This window comes from Serratia sp. DD3, assembly GCF_000496755.2.
This window is the reverse complement of sequence record NZ_AYKS02000016.1, coordinates 76,534-96,916: the sequence shown is the minus strand read 5'-3', so window position 1 is coordinate 96,916 and position 20,383 is coordinate 76,534. Positions and strand designations below refer to the sequence as shown.

Here is a 20,383-nt window from a genome sequence, read left to right as displayed (position 1 = left end):
CACCGCTCTGCTATTAATCGACCATCATATTGATATTGAGGTTGTACATAATCCAAAGTGAACCAACAACCACGATACCGATAATGACAGCGGTGAACACTAACGCCACCAGATTCCAACGCTCTTCTGAAGAGGTATTCATATGTAGGAAGTAAACCAGGTGAACGATCACCTGGATCACCGCCGTGCCGACGACCACCGCCAAGATGGTGGACGGAGCAGCGGAGCCACTCATCACCATTGCAAATGGAATGACCGTCAGGATGATCGACAGAATAAAGCCGATCATATATGACTTCACGCTGCCATGGCTTGCACCACCGTGTGAGGTTTGATGGGATGAATGGCTCATGACATAACCCCCAGTAGGTAGACAACGGTAAATACACAGATCCAGACCACATCGAGGAAGTGCCAGAACAGGCTCAGACACATCATACGGGTTTTATTGATAGCTGTCAGGCCACGTCTGCTGAGGTGGAGCATCATAGTAATGATCCACACCAGACCGATGGTGACGTGCAGACCATGAGTACCCACAAGTGCAAAGAAGCTGGAGAGGAACGCACTGCGGTCTGGGCCATACCCTTGGGAGATCAGATGGTGGAATTCATAGATTTCCATTGCCATGAAGCCAAGGCCGAACAGGAAGGTGAGCAGTAACCAGATATTGACACTGCTAACCTTGCCCTTATTCATGCCGACCATGGCCATGCCAAAGGTGATGGAGCTGAACAGCAGCAAGAAAGTTTCAACCAGAACAAAATTCAGGTCGAAGATATCTTTACCAGAGGGACCACCGGCGGTCCCATTTACCAAGACTGCATAGGTTGCGAACAAACTCGCAAACAAAATACAGTCGCTCATCAGGTAGATCCAAAATCCGAAGACTTTGGTTTCCCCTGTATCGTGGTGCCCGTGCGCAGCATGGGCAACGTTATGATGGTTCGTCAGAGTATCAGTTGACATGGTTTACGCCTGCTTTGCTGATTTGTTCATCGTGTTGGCTTTCAATGCGCTCGATTTCATCGACCGGGACATAGTAATCAACATCTTCATCGAAGCTCTTGGCAATCCAGGTAATGATTATGCCTGCAAAGCCAACAATCGCCATCCACCAGATATGCCATATCATGGCGAAGCCAAACACCAGGCTAAAGGCGGCAATAACGACACCTGCACTGGTATTTCTCGGCATATGAATCGGTTCGTACTTGGCGGGTTTCTTGTAAGCCTCACCTTTCTCTTTCATGTCCCAGAAGGCATCGCGATCATGGATTTCTGGTACCACGGCAAAGTTATAGAACGGTGGCGGTGAAGAGGTTGACCACTCCAAGGTACGAGCATCCCATGGGTCGCCAGTGAGGTCGCGGTTCTTCTCACGATCACGGATACTGACGATCACTTGCGTGATTTGGCATAGCACACCACAGAAAATCAACACTGCACCACATGCCGCAATCAGCAGCATTGAGTGGAACTCAGGGTTGATATTCTGGCTCAGGCGGCGAGTCATGCCCATAAAGCCCAAGACATAAAGTGGCATGAACGCAATAAAGAAGCCGATGATCCAGAACCAGAATGCGCGGATCCCCCAGGTTTCATTCAAGCGGAAACCGAAGGCTTTGGGGAACCAGTAGGTCAGACCGGCGAAGCAGCCAAACACCACACCACCAATGATCACATTATGGAAGTGGGCAATCAGGAACAGACTGTTGTGCAGCACAAAGTTGGCACCGGGTACCGCCAACAGTACACCGGTCATCCCACCAATGGAGAAGGTGACGATAAAACCGACGGTCCACAGCATGGGGGAGGTGTACTGAATGCGTCCCTGATACATGGTGAACAGCCAGTTGAAAATTTTCACCCCGGTCGGGATGGAAATGATCATCGTGGCGATACCAAAGAAGGCATTAACGTTGGCGCCACTGCCCATGGTAAAGAAGTGGTGCAGCCAGACAATAAATGACAGTAGTGTAATCACCACTGTTGCCCAGACCAGAGAGGTATAGCCGAACAACCGTTTTCTTGAGAAGGTGGCGGTCACTTCCGAGAAGACACCAAACACTGGCAGAACCAGGATATACACCTCTGGATGGCCCCAGGCCCAAATCAGGTTGATGTACATCATCATGTTGCCACCCATATCATTAGTGAAGAAATGGGTGCCCAGGTAGCGGTCCAGGGTTAACAGCGCGATAGTGACGGTCAGGATCGGGAATGAGATAATAATCAGGATGTTGGCGCACAATGCAGTCCAAGTGAACACTGGCATCTTCATCAGTGACATACCAGGGGCACGCATTTTGATGATCGTTGCGAAGAAGTTCACCCCAGTCAGCAGGGTACCGACGCCTGATATTTGCAAACTCCAGATCCAGTAATCAACCCCGACGCCGGGACTGTACTCTATACCGGAAAGAGGGGGGTAAGCCAACCAGCCGGTTTGTGCAAATTCCCCAACGGCGAGAGAGATATCAACCAATACTACCCCGACAAGAAACAACCAGAAGCTCAGGGAGTTGAGGAATGGATAGGCTACATCACGGGCACCGATTTGTAGTGGCACCACCAGGTTTATTAACCCGATCACCAGCGGCATCGCGACGAAGAAGATCATGATCACGCCGTGGGCGGTAAAAATCTGGTCATAGTGATGCGCCGGTAGAAAACCTGCTTCACCCGCAGAAGCAAGCGCCTGTTGGCCACGCATCATCACCGCATCAGCAAAACCACGTACCAGCATCACCAGTGCTACGATGATGTACATGATACCGATTTTTTTATGGTCAACTGACGTCAGCCATTCGCGCCATAGCCAGGTCCACTTGCCGAGATAGGTGATCAGTGCCAGCAGTGCCAGCCCACCAATGACAATTGCCGCAACGGTAACCATCACAATGGGTTCATGGAACGGTAGTGCGTTAAGTGTTAATTTTCCCAACATCAGATTATTCCTCAGCTCCGGCGTGATGAGTATGCTCGCCCATGTCCTGGCTCATAGTCATCCCTTTATGTTCACTGTTTGCGCTACCTGCAGGCATATGCATATGGCCCATGAATTTGGCAATGGTTTCTTGGAACAAATTAGGTTTGACACTGGAGAAATACGTCACCGGATGGTTTTCACTTTGTTCCGCCAGCTTATTGAAGTCACCGATGGTATCGAGGTTTTTAGGCGAGGCTTTCACCTTGGCAACCCACTGGTTAAACTCGCCCTCGGTAGGGGTGACAATGGCGGTAAACTTCATGCCGGAGAAACCATGACCGCTGTAGCTGCTGGAAATACCATCGTATTTGCCCGCGGTGTTGCCAATCAAGTGCAGTTTGGTTTGCATCCCAGGCATGGCATAAATCTGCCCGCCCAACTGAGGAATGAAGAACGAGTTCATGACCGAGTCCGAGGAAACTTTAAATTCCACCGGGACATCTTTCGGGAAAGCGATTTCATTAACAGTGGCAATCCCTTGTTCTGGATAGATAAACAACCATTTCCAGTCCAACGATATCACTTCAATGGTCATTGGCTTCTTGTCGGTAACAATCGGCTTGTATGGGTCCAGGGAGTGAGTGGTTTTCCAGGTAATGGTCCCAAGAATCAGGATGATAATGATGGGAATAGTCCAGACGACCGCTTCAATCTTGTTGGAGTGCGACCAGTTCGGCGTGTATTTAGCCGATTGGTTGGAAGCGCGATACTTCCAGGCGAAGATTATCGTCATAAAAATCACGGGAACGACCACGATTAACATTAAGCCAATCGCAGTCAGGATCAGTGTCCGTTGTTCGACACCGATTGCTCCCTTGGGATCCATTAGAACCGTATCACAACCACTCAACATCAATGTGGTGGCGATTAAGGATAATATCCCAATACTTTTGCTGTATTTCTTAAGTCTCATCTAACGACCCCAATTACCAAGGTTCAATTGTCGTTTCATGTGTGCCGGGCATTTTACGGGAAGGTTACAGTACTGTAAATATACTTAAGGGATCGTCAGTGCTTTGCTGCCGCTTTCTGTTAAGAGGGTCACATCTATTACATTGTGTGGAAATTTGCCAATAGCAACAATATATTGGCGAGTCAAATAGCGAAAAACGGCACTATCTTAAGGAAAACCAAGGGAATAGAGAACAACTTGGAGGAGGAGCTTGAGGTTAAGTAGAAAATAAATGTTTATTTAATGTTAAATAAGTAACTATTTATTGTGGTATTTATTTTATTCCCAAGTGCACAACTCAGGTAAAAATATTCCGAGTTGCTACACTTTTCGTCTCATAAAATAAATTTATTCTTTTTGATGTGCTTTAACTGAACAAAAAACAGTCAAGTCAATGGCGTGCGACGCAATGCCAGATAGTCTAACAGGCTACCCATGATAATCCCCACCAGGCTGAGTAGCGCGCCACTGCGTAGGAATACGGTTGCTATATCAGGCCACTGGCTTAACCCCAGCGCATTGAAAATCAGCAATATTAGCCATAAACCCAGTAACGAACAGCCCACACCGAGCAGACGTAACGCCCAGCGATAAGTGCCATTGAACAGTGTTCGTGGCATAAAGTCATCGGTACGTTGAGTGTATTCCAGGGTTTGTCGGCAAATGAGCAACAGTAGTAAACCGGGTAGCGCTGCCACAATAGAGAACAGGTAGAATAGCGGCCAGCCATGAAGTTCAACAAACCAACCTGCAATGGGGCCGACATAGACGCGGCCAACCGCCGAGAGTGCTGACAACAGGGCAAATTGGGTAGCAGAGAACGATTTATTACACAATGTCATCAGTAGGGCGACAAACGCAGCGGTACCCATACCACCACACAGGTTCTCAAGAAAAATAGCACTGCCCATGGAGAGGATGTTTTTATCGGTGATGGCTAACAACCAATAGCCGATGTTGGAAACCGCTTGCAGTATACCAAACAGCATCAAGGCCTGGAACAGGCTCAGGCGTTGCATTAACACCCCACCGAGCAAGGCACCAACAATGGTGGCGAACAGGCCAAGGGTTTTGTTGACCAGCCCGACTTCACCCGCATCAAACCCGACACCACGGATCAGAAAAGTGGTACTCAGGCTACCGGCAAAGGCATCCCCCATTTTATACATCACAATCAGCAGCAGGATCAGCCAGGCATTATTACGGCCGAAGAAGTCACGTAAGGGGGCGACTACCGCTTGTTCCATGGTGCGCGGTGCCGGGATACTGTCGTCCGGCTCGGGTGCCATTAGTGTGGCCACAATGCCGAACAGCATCAGCGCGGCCATTAACCAGTATGTGTGTTGCCAACCTAAATAGCGGTCTGCCAGCCACAGGGCCAATCCACCAGAAACCAGCATCGCCAAGCGATAACCCAGCACAGAAATTGCGGCTCCAGACCCTCGTTCATTCGCTGGTAAGAGGTCAGTCTTATAAGCATCAAAAACAATATCCTGTGATGCAGAACAGAAAGCCACTAATACGGCTAAGGCCGCCAGCCACCACAAATGTTGCGTCGGGTTCATAAACCCCATGCTGACAATGGCCACTACCAGCAAAATCTGGCTGATTAACAACCAGCCGCGTCGCCGCCCAAACAATGGCGGGGTGTAGCGGTCCATAAACGGTGACCAAAGAAACTTGAATACATAGGCTTGCCCCACCAGTGAGAAGAAACCGATGGTCTTCAGATCGATATTTTCGACGGTCATCCAGGCTTGCAGTGTCCCCGAGGTGAGGGCCAACGGCAGGCCAGAGGCAAAGCCCAGAACCAGAAGAATGATGGAGTTACGCTGGGTAAATAGATTGAGATACTGTTTTGCCATGAGGTCCTTGGTTGTGCCACCCAGTTGCCTGGGTAGCACAAAGCGTTTTGCCTCTTATACACCAGGTTGCAGACACATGGTCATGTTTGCAACCTGAATGCTCCAGGGTAAAACGGATTAACGTGCGTTTTGCTTGATAAAATCATTGATACTGGTGTCTTTTGCCATATCGGCAATGACATCGCCCAATACCGTATTGACCGTCTTGGTAATCTTGTCGTTGGAGGCGACGAAAGCCCCCTGAACATTATAAGTCGCGCGGTAGTTTTTTACCTGTTTGCTGCCATTCTTCGCCTGGGCGATGATTGAGATATCCGCTTTGGCGGTAATGTTATAACGCAAGTTACCTTCAGAAACATCGGCAAACAGCGTATTCACAATGATCTGCAGATCAACCGCGCCATCTGGGCCAACCATATAGCCACGGGCGGTCATCTGTTTTTCCAGCACTTCTTGCAGCAGGAAACGCAGATCGCGAGAAGGCGTGAGGGTGACCAACTGACCATCGCGATTGACTTTAGCCAATGCTTGATCAGCGCGTTGGTCAGCACCATTAATGCTGACTGTGACGCCTTGCAGGGTGGGATCCTGCTGTGGCAGCACCATGGTTGGGGTAATATTTAGCGTATTGTTACTGGTGGCGCATCCAGCGAGCATTAATACGGCCAATAAAGGAACATAAAGTTTTTTTAACATATTGACTGTCTCATCAATCCTAATTTTATACTCGTCATTGTTCAAACCGCGGCACTATAAGCTCAGCGGAATTTGCGTAGCCCATACCCCTGTAACCTGAAAAATGAAGAGTATAGCCAACAACAAATTGCCGCCATCATAACATTGCCGACAGCAGGGGGAAGTATTGAACGTCGTTGTAAGGTAAATTTTTATCGTGTAGTTAATTCAAGTTGATGTTGGCCTTCAGGCTGACGCTATACCGTGATGAGATAAGTAAATCCTCTGTTAGAACGATGCCGTCCTCTTTGCAGCTTGGATAACGATAGGTATATTGAGTTGCTAGGGCGGCTTGCCAGGGTGTGGAGGTTGTATGTTACGTAAGCAACAAATAGAAACTAAGTTGAACACGGCATTGGCGCCGGAGTACCTGGAGGTCGTTGATGAAAGTTATCGCCACCATGTCTTACCGGGGTCAGAAAGCCATTTCAATGTAGTGGTAGTCAGCGATCGTTTTGCCGGTGAGCGTATATTGGCACGCCATCGCGCCATTTATACTTTGTTGGCAGATGAGTTGGCGAATGGCGTCCATGCGCTGGCGCTCCATACCTATACCCCTAAAGAGTGGGAAGCCTTAGAAGATAAGGTACTCACTTCACCTCCTTGCCGTGGTGGTGGGGGCGGTTTGGCATAAAAATAGCCCCAAGTTCAAGCAAGGCCAGTCAGGCGGCGATCGGGAGACAACCCGCGCGGTGTTTTGGCTGGCAACGAGAATTTTTTGGGCTATCGAGGTGAAAACCTGAAGACGTATGAATATTAACATGCGCGTATCTGCTCGCTATCCTCGACTAGCTACGTTTGCGCCGCTATAATGTCGCGTCTTATTTTTCCGGAATGGTTTCGGGACGCTCTTGATATCAGGGAACTCGGTTTTTAATCTAGCCGTCCTGGTTCTTGCAACGGAGTTGACCGAGCACTTTGATTTTTTTGAGGTAACAAGATGCAAGTTTCAGTAGAAACCACTCAAGGCCTTGGGCGCCGTCTCTCTATTACTGTTCCCGCTGATGTTATCAATCAGGCGGTTAAGAAAGAGCTGATCAATGCGGCGAAAAACGTGCGTATCGACGGTTTCCGTAAAGGCAAAGTGCCGTTGAATATTGTTGAACAACGTTATGGTGCTTCTGTTCGTCAGGATGTGCTGGGCGATTTGATGCAACGTAACTTTGTTGACGCGATCATCAAAGAAAAAATTAACCCGGCTGGCGCACCTAACTACGTACCCGGTGAATATCAAGAAGGCGTAGATTTCGCTTTCGCCGTTGAGTTTGAAGTCTATCCAGAAGTTGAGTTGAAAGGTCTGGAAAGCATCGAGGTTGAAAAACCTGTTGTTGAAGTTAACGACGCAGATGTTGATACCATGCTGGAAACCCTGCGTAAGCAGCAAGCAAGCTGGAAAGCAACGGATGCCGCAGTGACAGCGGAAGATCGTGCGACTGTTGACTTTACTGGTTCCATTGATGGTGAAGTGTTTGAAGGTGGCAAAGCCGCCGATTTCGTTCTGGCGATGGGCCAGGGCCGCATGATCCCAGGTTTTGAAGAAGGTCTGGTGGGTCACAAAGCGGGTGACGAGTTTGTCATCGACGTCAATTTCCCTGAAGATTACCATGCTGAAAATCTGAAAGGTAAAGCGGCTAAATTCGCCATTGTGCTGAAGAAAGTCGAAGTTCGTGAACTACCGGAACTGACTGAAGAGTTTATCCAGCGTTTTGGTGTTGCTGATGGTTCTCTCGAGGGTTTGCGTGCTGAAGTGCGTAAAAACATGGAGCGCGAACTGAAAGGTGCGGTGCGTAATCGTATCAAGTCTCAGGCGATTGATGGCCTGGTGAAGGCTAATGAAATCGACGTGCCAGCAGCCCTGATTGATGGTGAAGTTGACGTTCTGCGTCGCCAGGCTGCCCAGCGTTTCGGTGGCAATGAGAAGCAAGCGTTGGAATTACCACGTGAACTGTTTGCTGAGCAAGCTAAACGCCGTGTGGTTGTCGGTTTGCTGTTGGGTGAAGTGATCAGCCAGCACGAATTGAAAGCTGACGAAGACCGCGTTAAAGCCTTGATCGAAGAAATGGCTTCCGCCTACGAAGATCCAAGTGAAGTGATTGAGTTCTATAGCCAGAACAAAGAACTGATGAATAATATGCGTAACGTTGCTTTGGAAGAGCAAGCCGTTGAATGCTTGCTGGCTAAAGCAAAAGTCACTGAAAAAGCGACAACGTTCACCGAACTGATGAACCAGCCTCAACAGGGCTAATGCAGGTTTCAGACCAGAGAGGTGGCTCAAACACTGTTTGAGTTCACCGTGACTGATTCTGGTCAAACAACCGAGCAACTGTCGCCAGCTATGCTGTAGTGTGAAGGTGTAGTATGAAGGCGGGGAGTTATCGTTGGTTCCTTGAAAGAGCCTGTAGCCTTGGTTACGGGCTTTTTTTTTTGCTGCCTAACTGATTATCTTAGAACAATATATCTCAGAGCTATTTATCGCAGCACGATTTATCTCAGAACGATTTATTTCAGAACAAGAGTGACAATAAGCAGGTTGTGATATCGAAAAATAGGTGTGCAGTTTGTCAATAGTTTGAGTATAGCTTGAGCATAGTCATGAAGGCTGTTCTAAAGTAGAATCGACAGACAATAGCGCCAAGGCAATTTCTATTAGGAGACGGTAATGTCATACAGTGGCGAACGAGATCAATTTGTACCTAACATGGCACTGGTGCCAATGGTGGTAGAGCAGACTTCCCGCGGCGAGCGTTCTTACGATATCTATTCCCGCCTGCTGAAAGAGCGCATTATTTTCCTGACGGGTCAGGTTGAAGACTATATGGCGAATCTGATCGTGGCACAGATGCTGTTCCTTGAAGCAGAAAGCCCAGAGAAAGACATTTTTCTGTACATCAACTCGCCGGGCGGGGTGATTACGGCAGGTATGTCCATCTATGATACCATGCAGTTTATTAAGCCGGATGTCAGCACCATTTGTATGGGGCAGGCTTGTTCCATGGGGTCATTCCTGCTGACTGCGGGGACCAAAGGTAAGCGTTTCTGCCTGCCAAATTCCAAGGTCATGATCCACCAGCCGTTGGGCGGCTATCAGGGCCAAGCGACAGATATTGAAATCCATGCGCGTGAAATTCTGAAAGTGAAAGAACGGATGAATACACTGCTGGCCCAGCATAGTGGAAAAACACTGGAGCAGATTGAAGCTGACACCGAACGTGATCGCTTTATGACGGCACAAGAGGCGAAAGACTATGGCCTGGTTGACGATATTTTGACCCACCGCAGTTAACCCCTAAGTGTAATACCAAAATAATTCGATTTGCTGGTAGGCGGCTAGCGATTGCATCCCCAGGAGCATAGATAACTATGTGACTGGGGTGACAGACAAATCAGCCAGGAGCGGATTTGAACGCTGTTTACAGTGGCCCCGATAGGGGCGAGCCTCATGGCGGAGGCGAGTAATTGCAGCTAACACCCAAGCAACTTGAATTATGAAGGGTATATACACTGGTTTATTCCGGTTGCAGCCAACTTGAATGACGATGGGTATAAGCTATAGTGTGCATAGCTTGCTATAAATTGCATTATCGGCATTGCCAATATAATGTTTGGGGATGCTGCCGCCGTGGAACCCTGCGGGGCAAAGACAAAAGAAGAGGTTTGACTCATGACAGATAAGCGCAAAGATGGTTCAGGCAAACTACTGTACTGCTCTTTCTGTGGCAAAAGCCAACACGAAGTGCGTAAGTTGATTGCTGGCCCGTCAGTGTATATCTGCGATGAATGTGTTGATTTGTGTAACGACATTATTCGCGAAGAGATTAAAGAGGTTGCCCCGCATCGCGAGCGCAACTCATTGCCAACACCGCACGAAATCCGTCACCATCTGGACGATTATGTTATTGGCCAGGAACCGGCAAAAAAAGTATTGGCTGTAGCCGTTTATAACCACTACAAACGCCTGCGTAACAGCGATGTCAGTGACGGTATAGAATTGGGAAAAAGTAATATTCTGTTGATTGGCCCGACGGGCAGCGGCAAAACCTTATTGGCGGAAACGTTGGCTCGTTTGCTGGATGTCCCTTTCACCATGGCTGATGCGACGACACTGACTGAAGCGGGCTACGTGGGGGAAGATGTCGAGAACATTATCCAGAAGCTGCTACAGAAATGTGACTACGACGTACAGAAAGCCCAGCGTGGTATTGTCTATATCGATGAAATCGACAAAATTTCACGTAAATCAGACAACCCATCCATTACCCGCGACGTTTCAGGGGAAGGTGTACAGCAGGCATTGCTGAAACTGATCGAGGGCACCATTGCTGCAGTACCGCCGCAAGGTGGGCGTAAGCATCCGCAGCAGGAGTTTTTACAGGTTGATACCTCGAAGATCCTGTTTATCTGTGGTGGTGCCTTTGCGGGTCTGGACAAAGTGATTGGTCAGCGGGTAAATACCAGTTCTGGTATCGGTTTCGGTGCCACCGTGAAGGGTGAGACAGAAAAAGCCACGGAAAGTGAACTGCTATTGCAGGTTGAGCCGGAGGATTTGATCAAATTTGGTCTGATTCCGGAATTTATTGGTCGCTTACCGGTGGTAGCGACACTCAGCGAGCTGAATGAAGAAGCCCTTATTCAGATCCTTAAAGAGCCGAAAAACGCCCTGACCAAGCAGTATCAGGCGCTGTTCAACCTTGAAGGGGTAGAGCTGGAATTCCGTGAGGAGGCGTTGACGGCCATTGCCAAGAAAGCCATGACGCGTAAGACCGGTGCTCGTGGTCTGCGCTCCATCGTTGAAGGGGCATTGCTGGATACCATGTATGACCTTCCTTCGTTGGAAAGCGTGGATAAAGTGGTGATTGACGAATCAGTCATTGATGGTCAATCCAAGCCGTTGTTGATTTATGGCAAACCGGAAGCACAAGCTTCTGGCGAATAATTGCTCAGCCAAGTCAGCGAGTTAATGGTAAAATGGGGGATTCTGTCCCCCATTTTTTTTCTCTGCATTCTGCCGTTGAATGTATGAAGATCATCCCCATATACTCTTGATTCAGGTTTTGTGACACGTTTGATGCTTGCGTCTCATGAGATTCCTAATCCTGGCGGAAAATAACCTAAGAGAGAGCTCTATGAACCTTGAGCGTTCCGAACGCATTGAAATCCCCGTTTTACCATTGCGCGATGTGGTGGTATATCCGCATATGGTGATCCCGTTATTTGTTGGCAGGGAAAAATCGATTCGGTGCCTCGAAGCCGCGATGGATCACGACAAAAAGATCATGCTGGTGGCACAGAAAGAGGCTTCGACGGATGAACCTGGCATTAATGATTTGTTCTCTGTGGGGACAGTAGCGTCGATTTTACAGATGCTGAAGTTGCCGGATGGCACAGTTAAAGTGCTGGTGGAGGGCCTACAGCGTGCGCGTATTACCACGCTTTCCGATAGCGGAGAACACTTTGCAGCACAAGCAGAATATCTTGTATCACCGCCGATTGATGAGCGCGAACAAGAAGTTTTGACGCGTACTGCAATTAATCAGTTTGAAGGCTATATCAAGCTGAACAAAAAAATTCCACCGGAGGTGCTGACATCATTGAACAGCATCGATGATGCTGACCGTCTGGCGGATACTATTGCTGCGCATATGCCACTGAAGCTGAATGACAAACAGTCGGTGCTGGAAATGTCAGATATCAGTGAGCGCCTAGAGTATCTGATGGCGATGATGGAGTCGGAAATTGATCTGTTACAGGTCGAGAAACGCATCCGTAATCGCGTCAAGAAACAGATGGAAAAGAGCCAGCGGGAGTACTATCTGAATGAGCAAATGAAGGCCATTCAGAAAGAGCTGGGCGAGATGGATGATACGCCAGATGAACACGAAGCACTCAAGCGCAAGATAGAAGCGGCGAAAATGCCGAAAGAAGCGCGTGAGAAAACAGAAGCGGAACTGCAGAAGCTGAAAATGATGTCGCCGATGTCTGCGGAAGCGACTGTCGTCCGTGGCTATATTGATTGGATGTTGCAAGTACCCTGGAATGCGCGCAGTAAAGTGAAAAAAGATCTGGTCAAAGCGCAGGAAATACTGGATACCGACCATTATGGTCTGGAGCGCGTTAAAGATCGCATTCTTGAATATCTCGCGGTTCAAAGCCGGGTCAGCAAAATCAAGGGGCCGATCCTTTGTCTGGTTGGGCCTCCTGGTGTGGGTAAAACGTCACTGGGCCAATCTATAGCGCGTGCCACGGGGCGTGAATATGTGCGTATGGCTCTGGGCGGGGTACGTGATGAAGCGGAGATCCGTGGTCACCGCCGGACTTATATCGGTTCCATGCCGGGTAAACTGATCCAGAAAATGGCCAAGGTCGGGGTGAAAAACCCGCTATTCCTGCTTGATGAGATTGATAAAATGTCATCGGACATGCGTGGCGATCCGGCCTCTGCCTTGTTGGAGGTGTTGGATCCGGAACAGAATGTGGCGTTTAACGATCACTATCTGGAAGTGGATTACGATTTGTCTGATGTGATGTTTGTTGCAACGTCAAACTCGATGAATATCCCAGCACCACTGCTTGATCGCATGGAAGTGATTCGTCTTTCCGGTTATACCGAAGATGAAAAGCTGAACATCGCCAAGCAGCATCTGTTGCCCAAGCAGATTGAGCGTAATGCGCTTAAGAAAGGGGAGTTGACGGTTGATGACAGCGCTATCATCGGCATTATCCGCTATTACACCCGCGAAGCTGGGGTGCGTAGTCTGGAGCGTGAAATCTCCAAGCTGTGTCGTAAAGCAGTGAAATCGCTGTTGATGGACAAAAAGCTTAAGCATATTGAAATTAATGGTGAAAACCTGAAGGAGTATCTCGGTGTGCAGCGGGTTGATTATGGCCGTGCAGATACCGAGAACCGTGTTGGTCAGGTGACGGGGTTGGCGTGGACTGAGGTCGGTGGTGATCTGCTGACGATTGAAACTGCCTGTGTCCCCGGTAAAGGCAAACTGACTTATACCGGTTCCTTGGGGGAGGTAATGCAAGAGTCTATTCAGGCTGCATTGACCGTAGTACGCGCACGTGCAGAGAAGTTGGGTATTAATGCCGACTTTTATGAAAAGCGCGATATTCACGTTCATGTACCGGAAGGGGCAACGCCGAAAGATGGCCCGAGTGCCGGTATTGCCATGTGTACCGCGCTGGTGTCTTGTTTAACGGGTAACCCAGTTCGTGCCGATGTGGCAATGACCGGCGAAATCACGTTGCGGGGTCAGGTGTTGCCGATCGGTGGTCTGAAAGAGAAACTGCTGGCGGCACATCGTGGTGGGATTAAAATCGTGCTGATCCCTTATGAGAACAAGCGTGATCTGGAAGAGATCCCAGATAACGTGATCGCTGATCTGGAGATCCATCCAGTACAGAAAATCGATGAGGTTTTCAGCATTGCATTGCAGAATCCGGCTTTCGGTATGCAACCTGTTGCGGCAAAATAGTGACGGATAGCAAAAACCATTGAGAAAACTTATGCTGGCAAGGCATTTCTCACTTGCCAGCATTTTTATGTGCCGCTAAGTTAGAACATCGTTGGGCCGTGTTTTGCCAGTCTACTCAAGTTCAATGAAGTTGCCGGATAAAACGCATCGCGTTTTGAACAGCGTTTGCGCCAACACCGCCGCAGTTTTATTGATGATGGGTGGATGTATTGATGGCTTGCCAAGGTTCGATGGGATTGATATAAAAGCTGCGCTGTCGTAACCGTAGGGATTCTTCGGTGCGACGTTTGAATTCTAGAGGGGATGATAGAGTGAATAAGTCACAATTGATCGACAAAATTGCTGCTGGTGCAAATATTTCCAAAGCGGCCGCTGGCCGTGCTTTAGATGCAATCATTGTATCTGTTACTGAATCCTTGAAAGAAGGGGATGATGTAGCTTTGGTAGGATTCGGTTCTTTCACCGTGCGTGAGCGTTCAGCTCGTACTGGCCGTAACCCGCAAACTGGCAAAGAGATTAAAATTGCGGCAGCCAAAGTTCCTGCTTTCCGTGCAGGGAAAGCGCTGAAAGATGCAGTAAACTGATTACCGTGTCCACCGGCTATTGAGTTCAGTAAAACAATCACCTGACGTAGCGGTATTGGTAAGGTAAGATATAAGGCGCATCAGTTGATGCGCTTTTTTATTTTTGTTGCAGGGAACGCGCCTGCACAAGGGTTGTTAATCTATATCCATACTCAATGAAGTTGCAGGTAGGCGGCGGAGCCCCAGAAACTTGGCTAACCAAGTGACTTGGGTGAAAAGCCAACACTTTTGCAGTTTCATTGACGACGGGTATACACCACAGCGGAGTGTTGTCACACTATGATGGACAATTTACGCGCGGCGGCTAATCACGTCGTGCTAAAAATCATCCTGGGCCTGATCATTTTGTCATTTGTTTTGACAGGGGTGGGTAACTACCTGATCGGCGGTTCCAGCGATTATGCAGCAAAAGTAAATAGCCAGGTGATTGAACGCGGCCAACTGGAACAAGCTTTCCAAAGTGAACGTAACCGTATGCAACAGCAACTGGGGGATCAGTTCTCTGAGTTAGCGAGCAATGAGGGTTATATGCGTCAGCTACGTCACCAGGTATTGATGCAGTTGGTCGATAAAACGCTGCTTGATCAGTATGCCAAGAAATTAGGTCTGACTGTCAGTGACGAACAGGTGAAAGAGGGCATTCGTAAAGAGCCTTATTTCCAGACCAATGGTCAGTTCGATAACAGCAAGTACCTGGCTTTGATTAACCAGTCCGGTTATACCCCGGAAAATTACGCACAATCTATGCGCCAACAGTTAATCAATCAGCAGATGATCCAGGGCTTTGGCGGTTCTGATATTGTGTTGCCAAGTGAAGCTCAGTCGATGGTTGCGCTGATGCTGCAAGAGCGCGATGTTCGCCTGGCGACCATTGATCTGAAAGCCATTCAGGCTCAGCAGACAGTCAGCGACGAGGAGTTGAAAGCCTACTACGAGCAGAACAAGAACAGCTTTACTGCCCCCGAGCAGGTAAAAGTGAGCTATATCTTGCTGGATGCCACTGCCATGCAGGATAAAGTAACGGTGACTGAGGCCGATATCACGGCTTATTACGACAAGCACCAGAGTAACTTCGGCCAACCAGAACGTAAAAAATTCAGCATTATCCAACTGAAAACGGCAGAGGAAGCGAATACCGTGTTGGACGAGCTGAAAAAAGGCGCTGATTTTGCCACCCTGGCAAAGGAAAAATCGACCGATATTGTCTCTAGCCGTAACGGTGGCCAGATGGATTGGATGGAACCGGGTTCGATGCCAGATGAGCTGAAACAGGCAAACCTGACGGAGAAAGGGCAATTGTCCGGCGTGGTAAAATCGTCTGTCGGTTACCTGATTGTTCGTTTGGATGACATTAAAGCCTCAAAGGTCAAACCATTGAGCGAGGTGCACGATGCTCTTGCCAAACAGGTGAAGCTGGAAAAAGCGGTGGATGCTTTCTTTGCATTGCAACAGAAAGTGAGCGAAGCGGCGAGCAACGATAACGAATCCTTGGCTTCTGCAGAAGAAGCGGCAGGTATCAAAGCGACACATACTGATTGGTTTACCCGTGACAATCCTCCTGCGGAGTTGAATTCCAAGTCAGTGGTGCAAGCTATCTTCGGTGGTTCGTTGATTGGTGAAAATGGCACTCCGGGCAGTAACTCTGATGTCATCACCATAGACGGTGATCGCGCGGTAGTGGTGCGGGTTGCTGCCCACCAGCCTGAATCGATTAAACCGCTCGAGAAAGTGAAAGATGACATTGTTGCCATGGTCAAGCGCAATAAAGCGTTGCAAGCGGCAAAACTGCAGGCAGAAAAATTGCTGGTTGAGCTGAAACAGGGTAAGGGCGAAGAGGCGATGAAAGCCGCTGGTCTGAGCTTTGGCAGCGTACAGAAAATGGTACGTGCATCGCAGGGTAACCAACTGGTAGAAACGGTATTCTCATTGCCTCATCCGCAGGATGGCAAAGCCGTTTACGGTATGTCACAGGATCATCAGGATAACGTAGTATTGATTGCTCTGGATGCAGTAAGACCAGGTACGTTGTCAGCGGATGAGATGAAAGTGTTTATCAGCCGGATGGAGCAAGGGACTAGCAGTGTAGTCTTCGACTCCTTGTTGGCGAGTTTGCGTAAGCAAGCCTCGATCGAGCTGGGGGCGGCTGAGCAGTCGCAGCCTTAATCTCATTGTTGCTAATCAGGTCGGTGTCCTTTGTCGCATAAAAATTGACGCGATAGCAGGGCACCCTCCACGTACTCATCTATTGTGCGAGTGGCGACAAGCAACGCATTTCTTTGCAACAACCTGTAATGTTTTAAGGCCGCTTTCGCGGCCTTTTCCATAGTTAACTTTTGCTATTTGCTGATTATTTGCTGCTGCGGCAAGGTAGCCTTGCTGTTAAACACAAGGAGGATACAGCATGCAATTAAGCAAGCATCAAATAATCACCCGTTTTAATTTGGCCGTAAAACAGTTGTTCATCAAACAGTTGGTCGTGGCGGCACTGTTTAGCCTGATGGGCACTTCAGCTATCGCGGCAGAAAAACCGGCCTCTGGGCAACCCGCCTCAGCTTCGGTAGCAACAACACCGAAATCAACCAGTGGCACCACTGCACCGGTTGAAGAGGAACTCAAGGTCAGCATTAATCAGGCTGATGCCGAGGAGTTGGCGCGCGCATTAAATGGCGTCGGCTTGAAAAAGGCGGAAGCGATCATCCGTTATCGGGAACAGAACGGGCCCTTTACTCAGGTTGAACAACTACAAGAGGTGCCGGGCATCGGCCCTTCATTAGTGGAAAGAAATCGTAATCGGCTGAAAATGTGATGCCGTCAGCGGCTGCATGGTAGAGGGCCATTGCAGCCGCTTTTATTCTGTTAATCTTTTCTTTTGTTAATAACTTATGCTGCTAAAGCAGACCCGTTTTTTGTTTCATGCTGGCCATCACCCCGGCTTTATCCTGCAGATAGTGCTGTAAACCTTTGGCACGTAGATGGCAGGCAGCACATTCACCACAACCATCACCCTGAATACCGTTATAACAGGTGAGCGTTTGGTGGCGAATAAGTGCTAACTGTTGGTAATAATCTGCCAGAGCCCAGGTTTCAGCTTTGTCTAGCCACATCAGCGGGGTTTCGAAGCGAATATTACGGGCAATGCCCAAGACGATGGCTTGATTCAGCGCTTTAATAAACTCATCACGGCAATCTGGGTAGCCTGAAAAGTCAGTCTCACAAACCCCGCAGATCACCGCTTCTGCTTCCACTTGGTAAGCGTAAATAGCGGCCAAGGTCAGGAATAAAATATTGCGCCCAGGAACAAAGGTGTTGGGTATGGGACTTTGCAGCGAACTGTTATAGCTGGGGACGGGAATACTGTCGCGAGTCAGGCTACTGATAGCTAACTCGTTGAGCAATGTGGCATCTAATACTTTGTGAGCCTTGGCACCCAAGGTTTTAGATAAGGTGGCGGCAATGTCAATTTCAACGTGGTGACGCTGGCCATAATCAAATGTAATGCAGTGAACTTCATCATACTGTTGCAATGCCTGAATTAAGCAGGTCGTGGAGTCTTGTCCACCGCTAAAAACGACGACAGCGCGTTTCATAGAATCTACCTTCTGGAACTATTTTGGGTATAAATCAGGAACTCTTTTTTCAAATTGTTCACTATTACTTCCGTAAATACCACTTCATACTACAGCGATTGTAGTGATACTCACATTAACGAGGTTTTCATGTATCGGCTGGCGGCTTTCGATATGGATGGTACTTTATTGACCCCGGATCATCAGGTTGGTCCGGAAACCCTAGCGGTATTGAATCAATTGATTGAAAGGGAGATGGTCGTCACCTTTGCTACCGGGCGGCACAATCTTGATGTTCAGCCAATCATGGCGCAACTGGGTTTACAAGGATACTTGATCAGCGGTAACGGTACTCGTATCTATAATCATCAGGGGCAACAACTGGAGGCGATCAACTTATCGGCTGAAATCGCAGAAGAAGTATTGCGTACCCCCTGGGTAACCCCTGCCAGTATCCATGTATTCCGCGACGAAGGGTGGTTTACTGAATATGCAGTGCCGGAAATGTTGGCGGCACATCACCTGAGTGGTTTCCAGTTTCAACTGACTGAATTACAACAGCTACCCACACAGGGCAATAGCAAAGTGTGTTTCTGTGCCTCACCTGAATCATTGTTCGAATTACAAGTGGAGTTACAACGGCATTTTGGCTCATCGGTTGATCTCTGCCTTTCCGCCGCCGACAGCTTGGAAGTATTGCCAAAAGGCTGTAATAAAGGGGCTGCATTGGCGAAACTGAGTCAACATCTAGGGGTGAGCCTGGCTGATTGCATCGCCTTTGGTGATGCGATGAACGACAAAGAGATGTTGGACAGTGTCGGGCATGGTGTGGTGATGGGCAATGCGTTGCCACAGTTGAAGTCTCAATTGCCTCATCTTCCGGTTATTGGTCGCTGCGAGCAACAGGCTGTGGCCCACTATTTACAACATTGGCTGGGTTTACCACCCCTCACTGATTCCCCCGAATAATGAGGTTTTTACAGCCAGCCGGGCAGGTTACCCGGCTTTTTTGTAGTCTGGGATATATCTAGGGTGATTGATAGGCAATGCCGTTCTTAAAGGTGGGCTAACTGTAACTGCCAGGGAGTTAAATCACCGATATTGCTGCTAACCCATTCAGGGTTGTAATAAGTATCCAGATAACGTTCACCACTGTCACATAACAGGGTGACGATAGCGCCTTGCTCACCGGCTTCGCGCATTTGTTTGGCTAACTGCAAGGCTCCCCAGACGTTGGTTCCGGTAGAGGCCCCTACTTTACGGCCCAGTATATTTTCCAACCAATGGATAGTGGCGATACTGGCGGCGTCTGGCACTCGTAACATCCTATCGATCACCGAAGGGATAAACGACGGTTCGGCGCGTGGCCGACCAATGCCTTCAATCCGGCTACCACAGTGGCCAGTAATCGTGTTATCCCCTTGTTGGAACCAGTCATAAAATACCGAGTTCTCGGGGTCGACGACCGTTAGTTGTGTATTATGTCCTTGATAGCGCAGATAACGACCCAATGTGGCGGAGGTACCGCCAGTGCCAGCACTCATCACAATATGTTTCGGTATCGGATGCGGTTCACGCGCCATCTGGCGAAAGATACTGTCTGCAATATTGTTGTTTCCCCGCCAGTCGGTTGCACGTTCAGCAAAGGTGAATTGATCCATATAATGGCCGTTCAACTCTTTAGCCAATGCTTCTGAGGTGGCATAAATTTGCGCAGAGTGATCAACAAAATGGCAGCGGCCACCGTAAAAGGTGATCTGTTCTACTTTACGGCGAGCGGTGCAGGAGGGCATCACGGCAATAAATGGTAGACCAAGCAGGCGGGCAAAGTAGGCCTCTGATACTGCGGTACTGCCGGAAGACGCTTCGATAATGGGGGTGTTTTCAGTGATCCAGCCATTGCACAGGCCATAGAGAAACAGTGAACGTGCCAGGCGATGCTTTAAACTGCCTGTGGGGTGAGTACTTTCATCTTTTAGATAAAGGTAGATACCCGGAAATTCTGGCAGGTTAAGGCGTATCAAGTGGGTATCCGCAGAACGCTGGAAATCCGCTTCAATTTCACCGATAGCATATTTTACCCAATTATTTTTCATCGTCTGGTCTCTGTACGTAGTATGGGGGCATATTTATGGCGTAGCATAACGGTTTATAGAGGGAAAAAAGTTGCTATTTTCCCTTTAAAATCGCCTAATGGGAGAAATTTTTTCT

At 48.7% G+C, this 20,383-nt stretch carries 17 protein-coding genes; 9 read left to right on the top strand and 8 right to left on the bottom strand.

What is annotated here, in order from left to right:
- Positions 1 to 13 precede the first annotated feature (13 nt).
- The 6 genes from IO95_RS02280 to IO95_RS02255 form a co-directional block, all read right to left on the bottom strand.
- Positions 14 to 352, bottom strand: coding sequence for a cytochrome o ubiquinol oxidase subunit IV (locus tag IO95_RS02280; protein WP_023490614.1), 339 nt, complete (start codon positions 350 to 352; stop codon positions 14 to 16).
- Entirely contained in the window at positions 349 to 969 is a 621-nt protein-coding gene (locus IO95_RS02275; protein WP_023490613.1) for a cytochrome o ubiquinol oxidase subunit III, read from the bottom strand. The genes IO95_RS02280 and IO95_RS02275 overlap by 4 nt, the downstream gene beginning before the upstream one ends.
- Positions 959 to 2,950 carry a cytochrome o ubiquinol oxidase subunit I gene (gene cyoB, locus IO95_RS02270; protein ID WP_023490612.1) on the bottom strand — a complete coding sequence of 664 codons (1,992 nt, stop codon included), beginning with the start codon at positions 2,948 to 2,950 and terminating at the stop codon, positions 959 to 961. Before cyoB ends, IO95_RS02275 begins: the two co-directional genes overlap by 11 nt.
- Before the next feature lie 4 nt (positions 2,951 to 2,954).
- The gene (cyoA, locus tag IO95_RS02265) at positions 2,955 to 3,905 is read right to left on the bottom strand and encodes a cytochrome o ubiquinol oxidase subunit II (protein WP_037383629.1); all 951 of its coding nucleotides are present in this window, start codon (positions 3,903 to 3,905) and stop codon (positions 2,955 to 2,957) included.
- Between the two features lie 425 nt (positions 3,906 to 4,330).
- Entirely contained in the window at positions 4,331 to 5,809 is a 1,479-nt protein-coding gene (ampG, locus tag IO95_RS02260) for a muropeptide MFS transporter AmpG (protein WP_037383626.1), read from the bottom strand.
- 117 nt (positions 5,810 to 5,926) lie between these two features.
- Positions 5,927 to 6,505: a lipoprotein gene (locus tag IO95_RS02255; RefSeq protein WP_023488932.1), complete on the bottom strand. Its 579-nt coding sequence runs from the start codon at positions 6,503 to 6,505 to the stop codon at positions 5,927 to 5,929.
- A 352-nt stretch (positions 6,506 to 6,857) separates the two neighbouring features.
- Between IO95_RS02255 and bolA the strand changes: the two genes are divergently transcribed.
- The 8 genes from bolA (at position 6,858) to IO95_RS02215 (ending at position 17,412) form a co-directional block, all read left to right on the top strand.
- Positions 6,858 to 7,178 carry a transcriptional regulator BolA gene (bolA, locus tag IO95_RS02250; protein ID WP_023488933.1) on the top strand — a complete coding sequence of 107 codons (321 nt, stop codon included), beginning with the start codon at positions 6,858 to 6,860 and terminating at the stop codon, positions 7,176 to 7,178.
- Positions 7,179 to 7,484: 306 nt separating this feature from the next.
- Entirely contained in the window at positions 7,485 to 8,789 is a 1,305-nt protein-coding gene (gene tig / locus IO95_RS02245; protein ID WP_023488934.1) for a trigger factor, read from the top strand.
- Between the two features lie 414 nt (positions 8,790 to 9,203).
- Positions 9,204 to 9,827: an ATP-dependent Clp endopeptidase proteolytic subunit ClpP gene (gene clpP / locus IO95_RS02240; RefSeq protein WP_023488972.1), complete on the top strand. Its 624-nt coding sequence runs from the start codon at positions 9,204 to 9,206 to the stop codon at positions 9,825 to 9,827.
- 378 nt (positions 9,828 to 10,205) lie between these two features.
- On the top strand, positions 10,206 to 11,477 hold the full coding sequence (gene clpX, locus IO95_RS02235) for an ATP-dependent protease ATP-binding subunit ClpX (protein WP_023488973.1): 1,272 nt from the start codon (positions 10,206 to 10,208) through the stop codon (positions 11,475 to 11,477).
- 190 nt (positions 11,478 to 11,667) lie between these two features.
- A complete protein-coding gene (gene lon / locus IO95_RS02230) occupies positions 11,668 to 14,022 on the top strand; it encodes an endopeptidase La (RefSeq protein WP_023488974.1) in 2,355 nt (784 codons plus the stop codon).
- A gap of 311 nt (positions 14,023 to 14,333) precedes the next feature.
- On the top strand, positions 14,334 to 14,606 hold the full coding sequence (gene hupB, locus IO95_RS02225; protein ID WP_023488975.1) for a nucleoid-associated protein HU-beta: 273 nt from the start codon (positions 14,334 to 14,336) through the stop codon (positions 14,604 to 14,606).
- 279 nt (positions 14,607 to 14,885) lie between these two features.
- A complete protein-coding gene (ppiD, locus tag IO95_RS02220; RefSeq protein ID WP_023488976.1) occupies positions 14,886 to 16,769 on the top strand; it encodes a peptidylprolyl isomerase in 1,884 nt (627 codons plus the stop codon).
- Positions 16,770 to 17,007: 238 nt separating this feature from the next.
- Positions 17,008 to 17,412, top strand: coding sequence for a ComEA family DNA-binding protein (locus IO95_RS02215; RefSeq protein ID WP_023488977.1), 405 nt, complete (start codon positions 17,008 to 17,010; stop codon positions 17,410 to 17,412).
- 82 nt (positions 17,413 to 17,494) lie between these two features.
- On the opposite strand, the gene queC is transcribed toward IO95_RS02215, so the two are convergent.
- A complete protein-coding gene (gene queC, locus IO95_RS02210; RefSeq protein WP_023488978.1) occupies positions 17,495 to 18,193 on the bottom strand; it encodes a 7-cyano-7-deazaguanine synthase QueC in 699 nt (232 codons plus the stop codon).
- Between the two features lie 129 nt (positions 18,194 to 18,322).
- Between queC and cof the strand changes: the two genes are divergently transcribed.
- Entirely contained in the window at positions 18,323 to 19,141 is an 819-nt protein-coding gene (cof, locus tag IO95_RS02205) for an HMP-PP phosphatase (protein WP_023488979.1), read from the top strand.
- 86 nt (positions 19,142 to 19,227) lie between these two features.
- Here cof and IO95_RS02200 read toward each other — a convergent pair whose 3' ends face one another.
- Positions 19,228 to 20,268, bottom strand: coding sequence for a PLP-dependent cysteine synthase family protein (locus tag IO95_RS02200; RefSeq protein WP_023488980.1), 1,041 nt, complete (start codon positions 20,266 to 20,268; stop codon positions 19,228 to 19,230).
- Between the last annotated feature and the right edge of the window lie 115 nt (positions 20,269 to 20,383).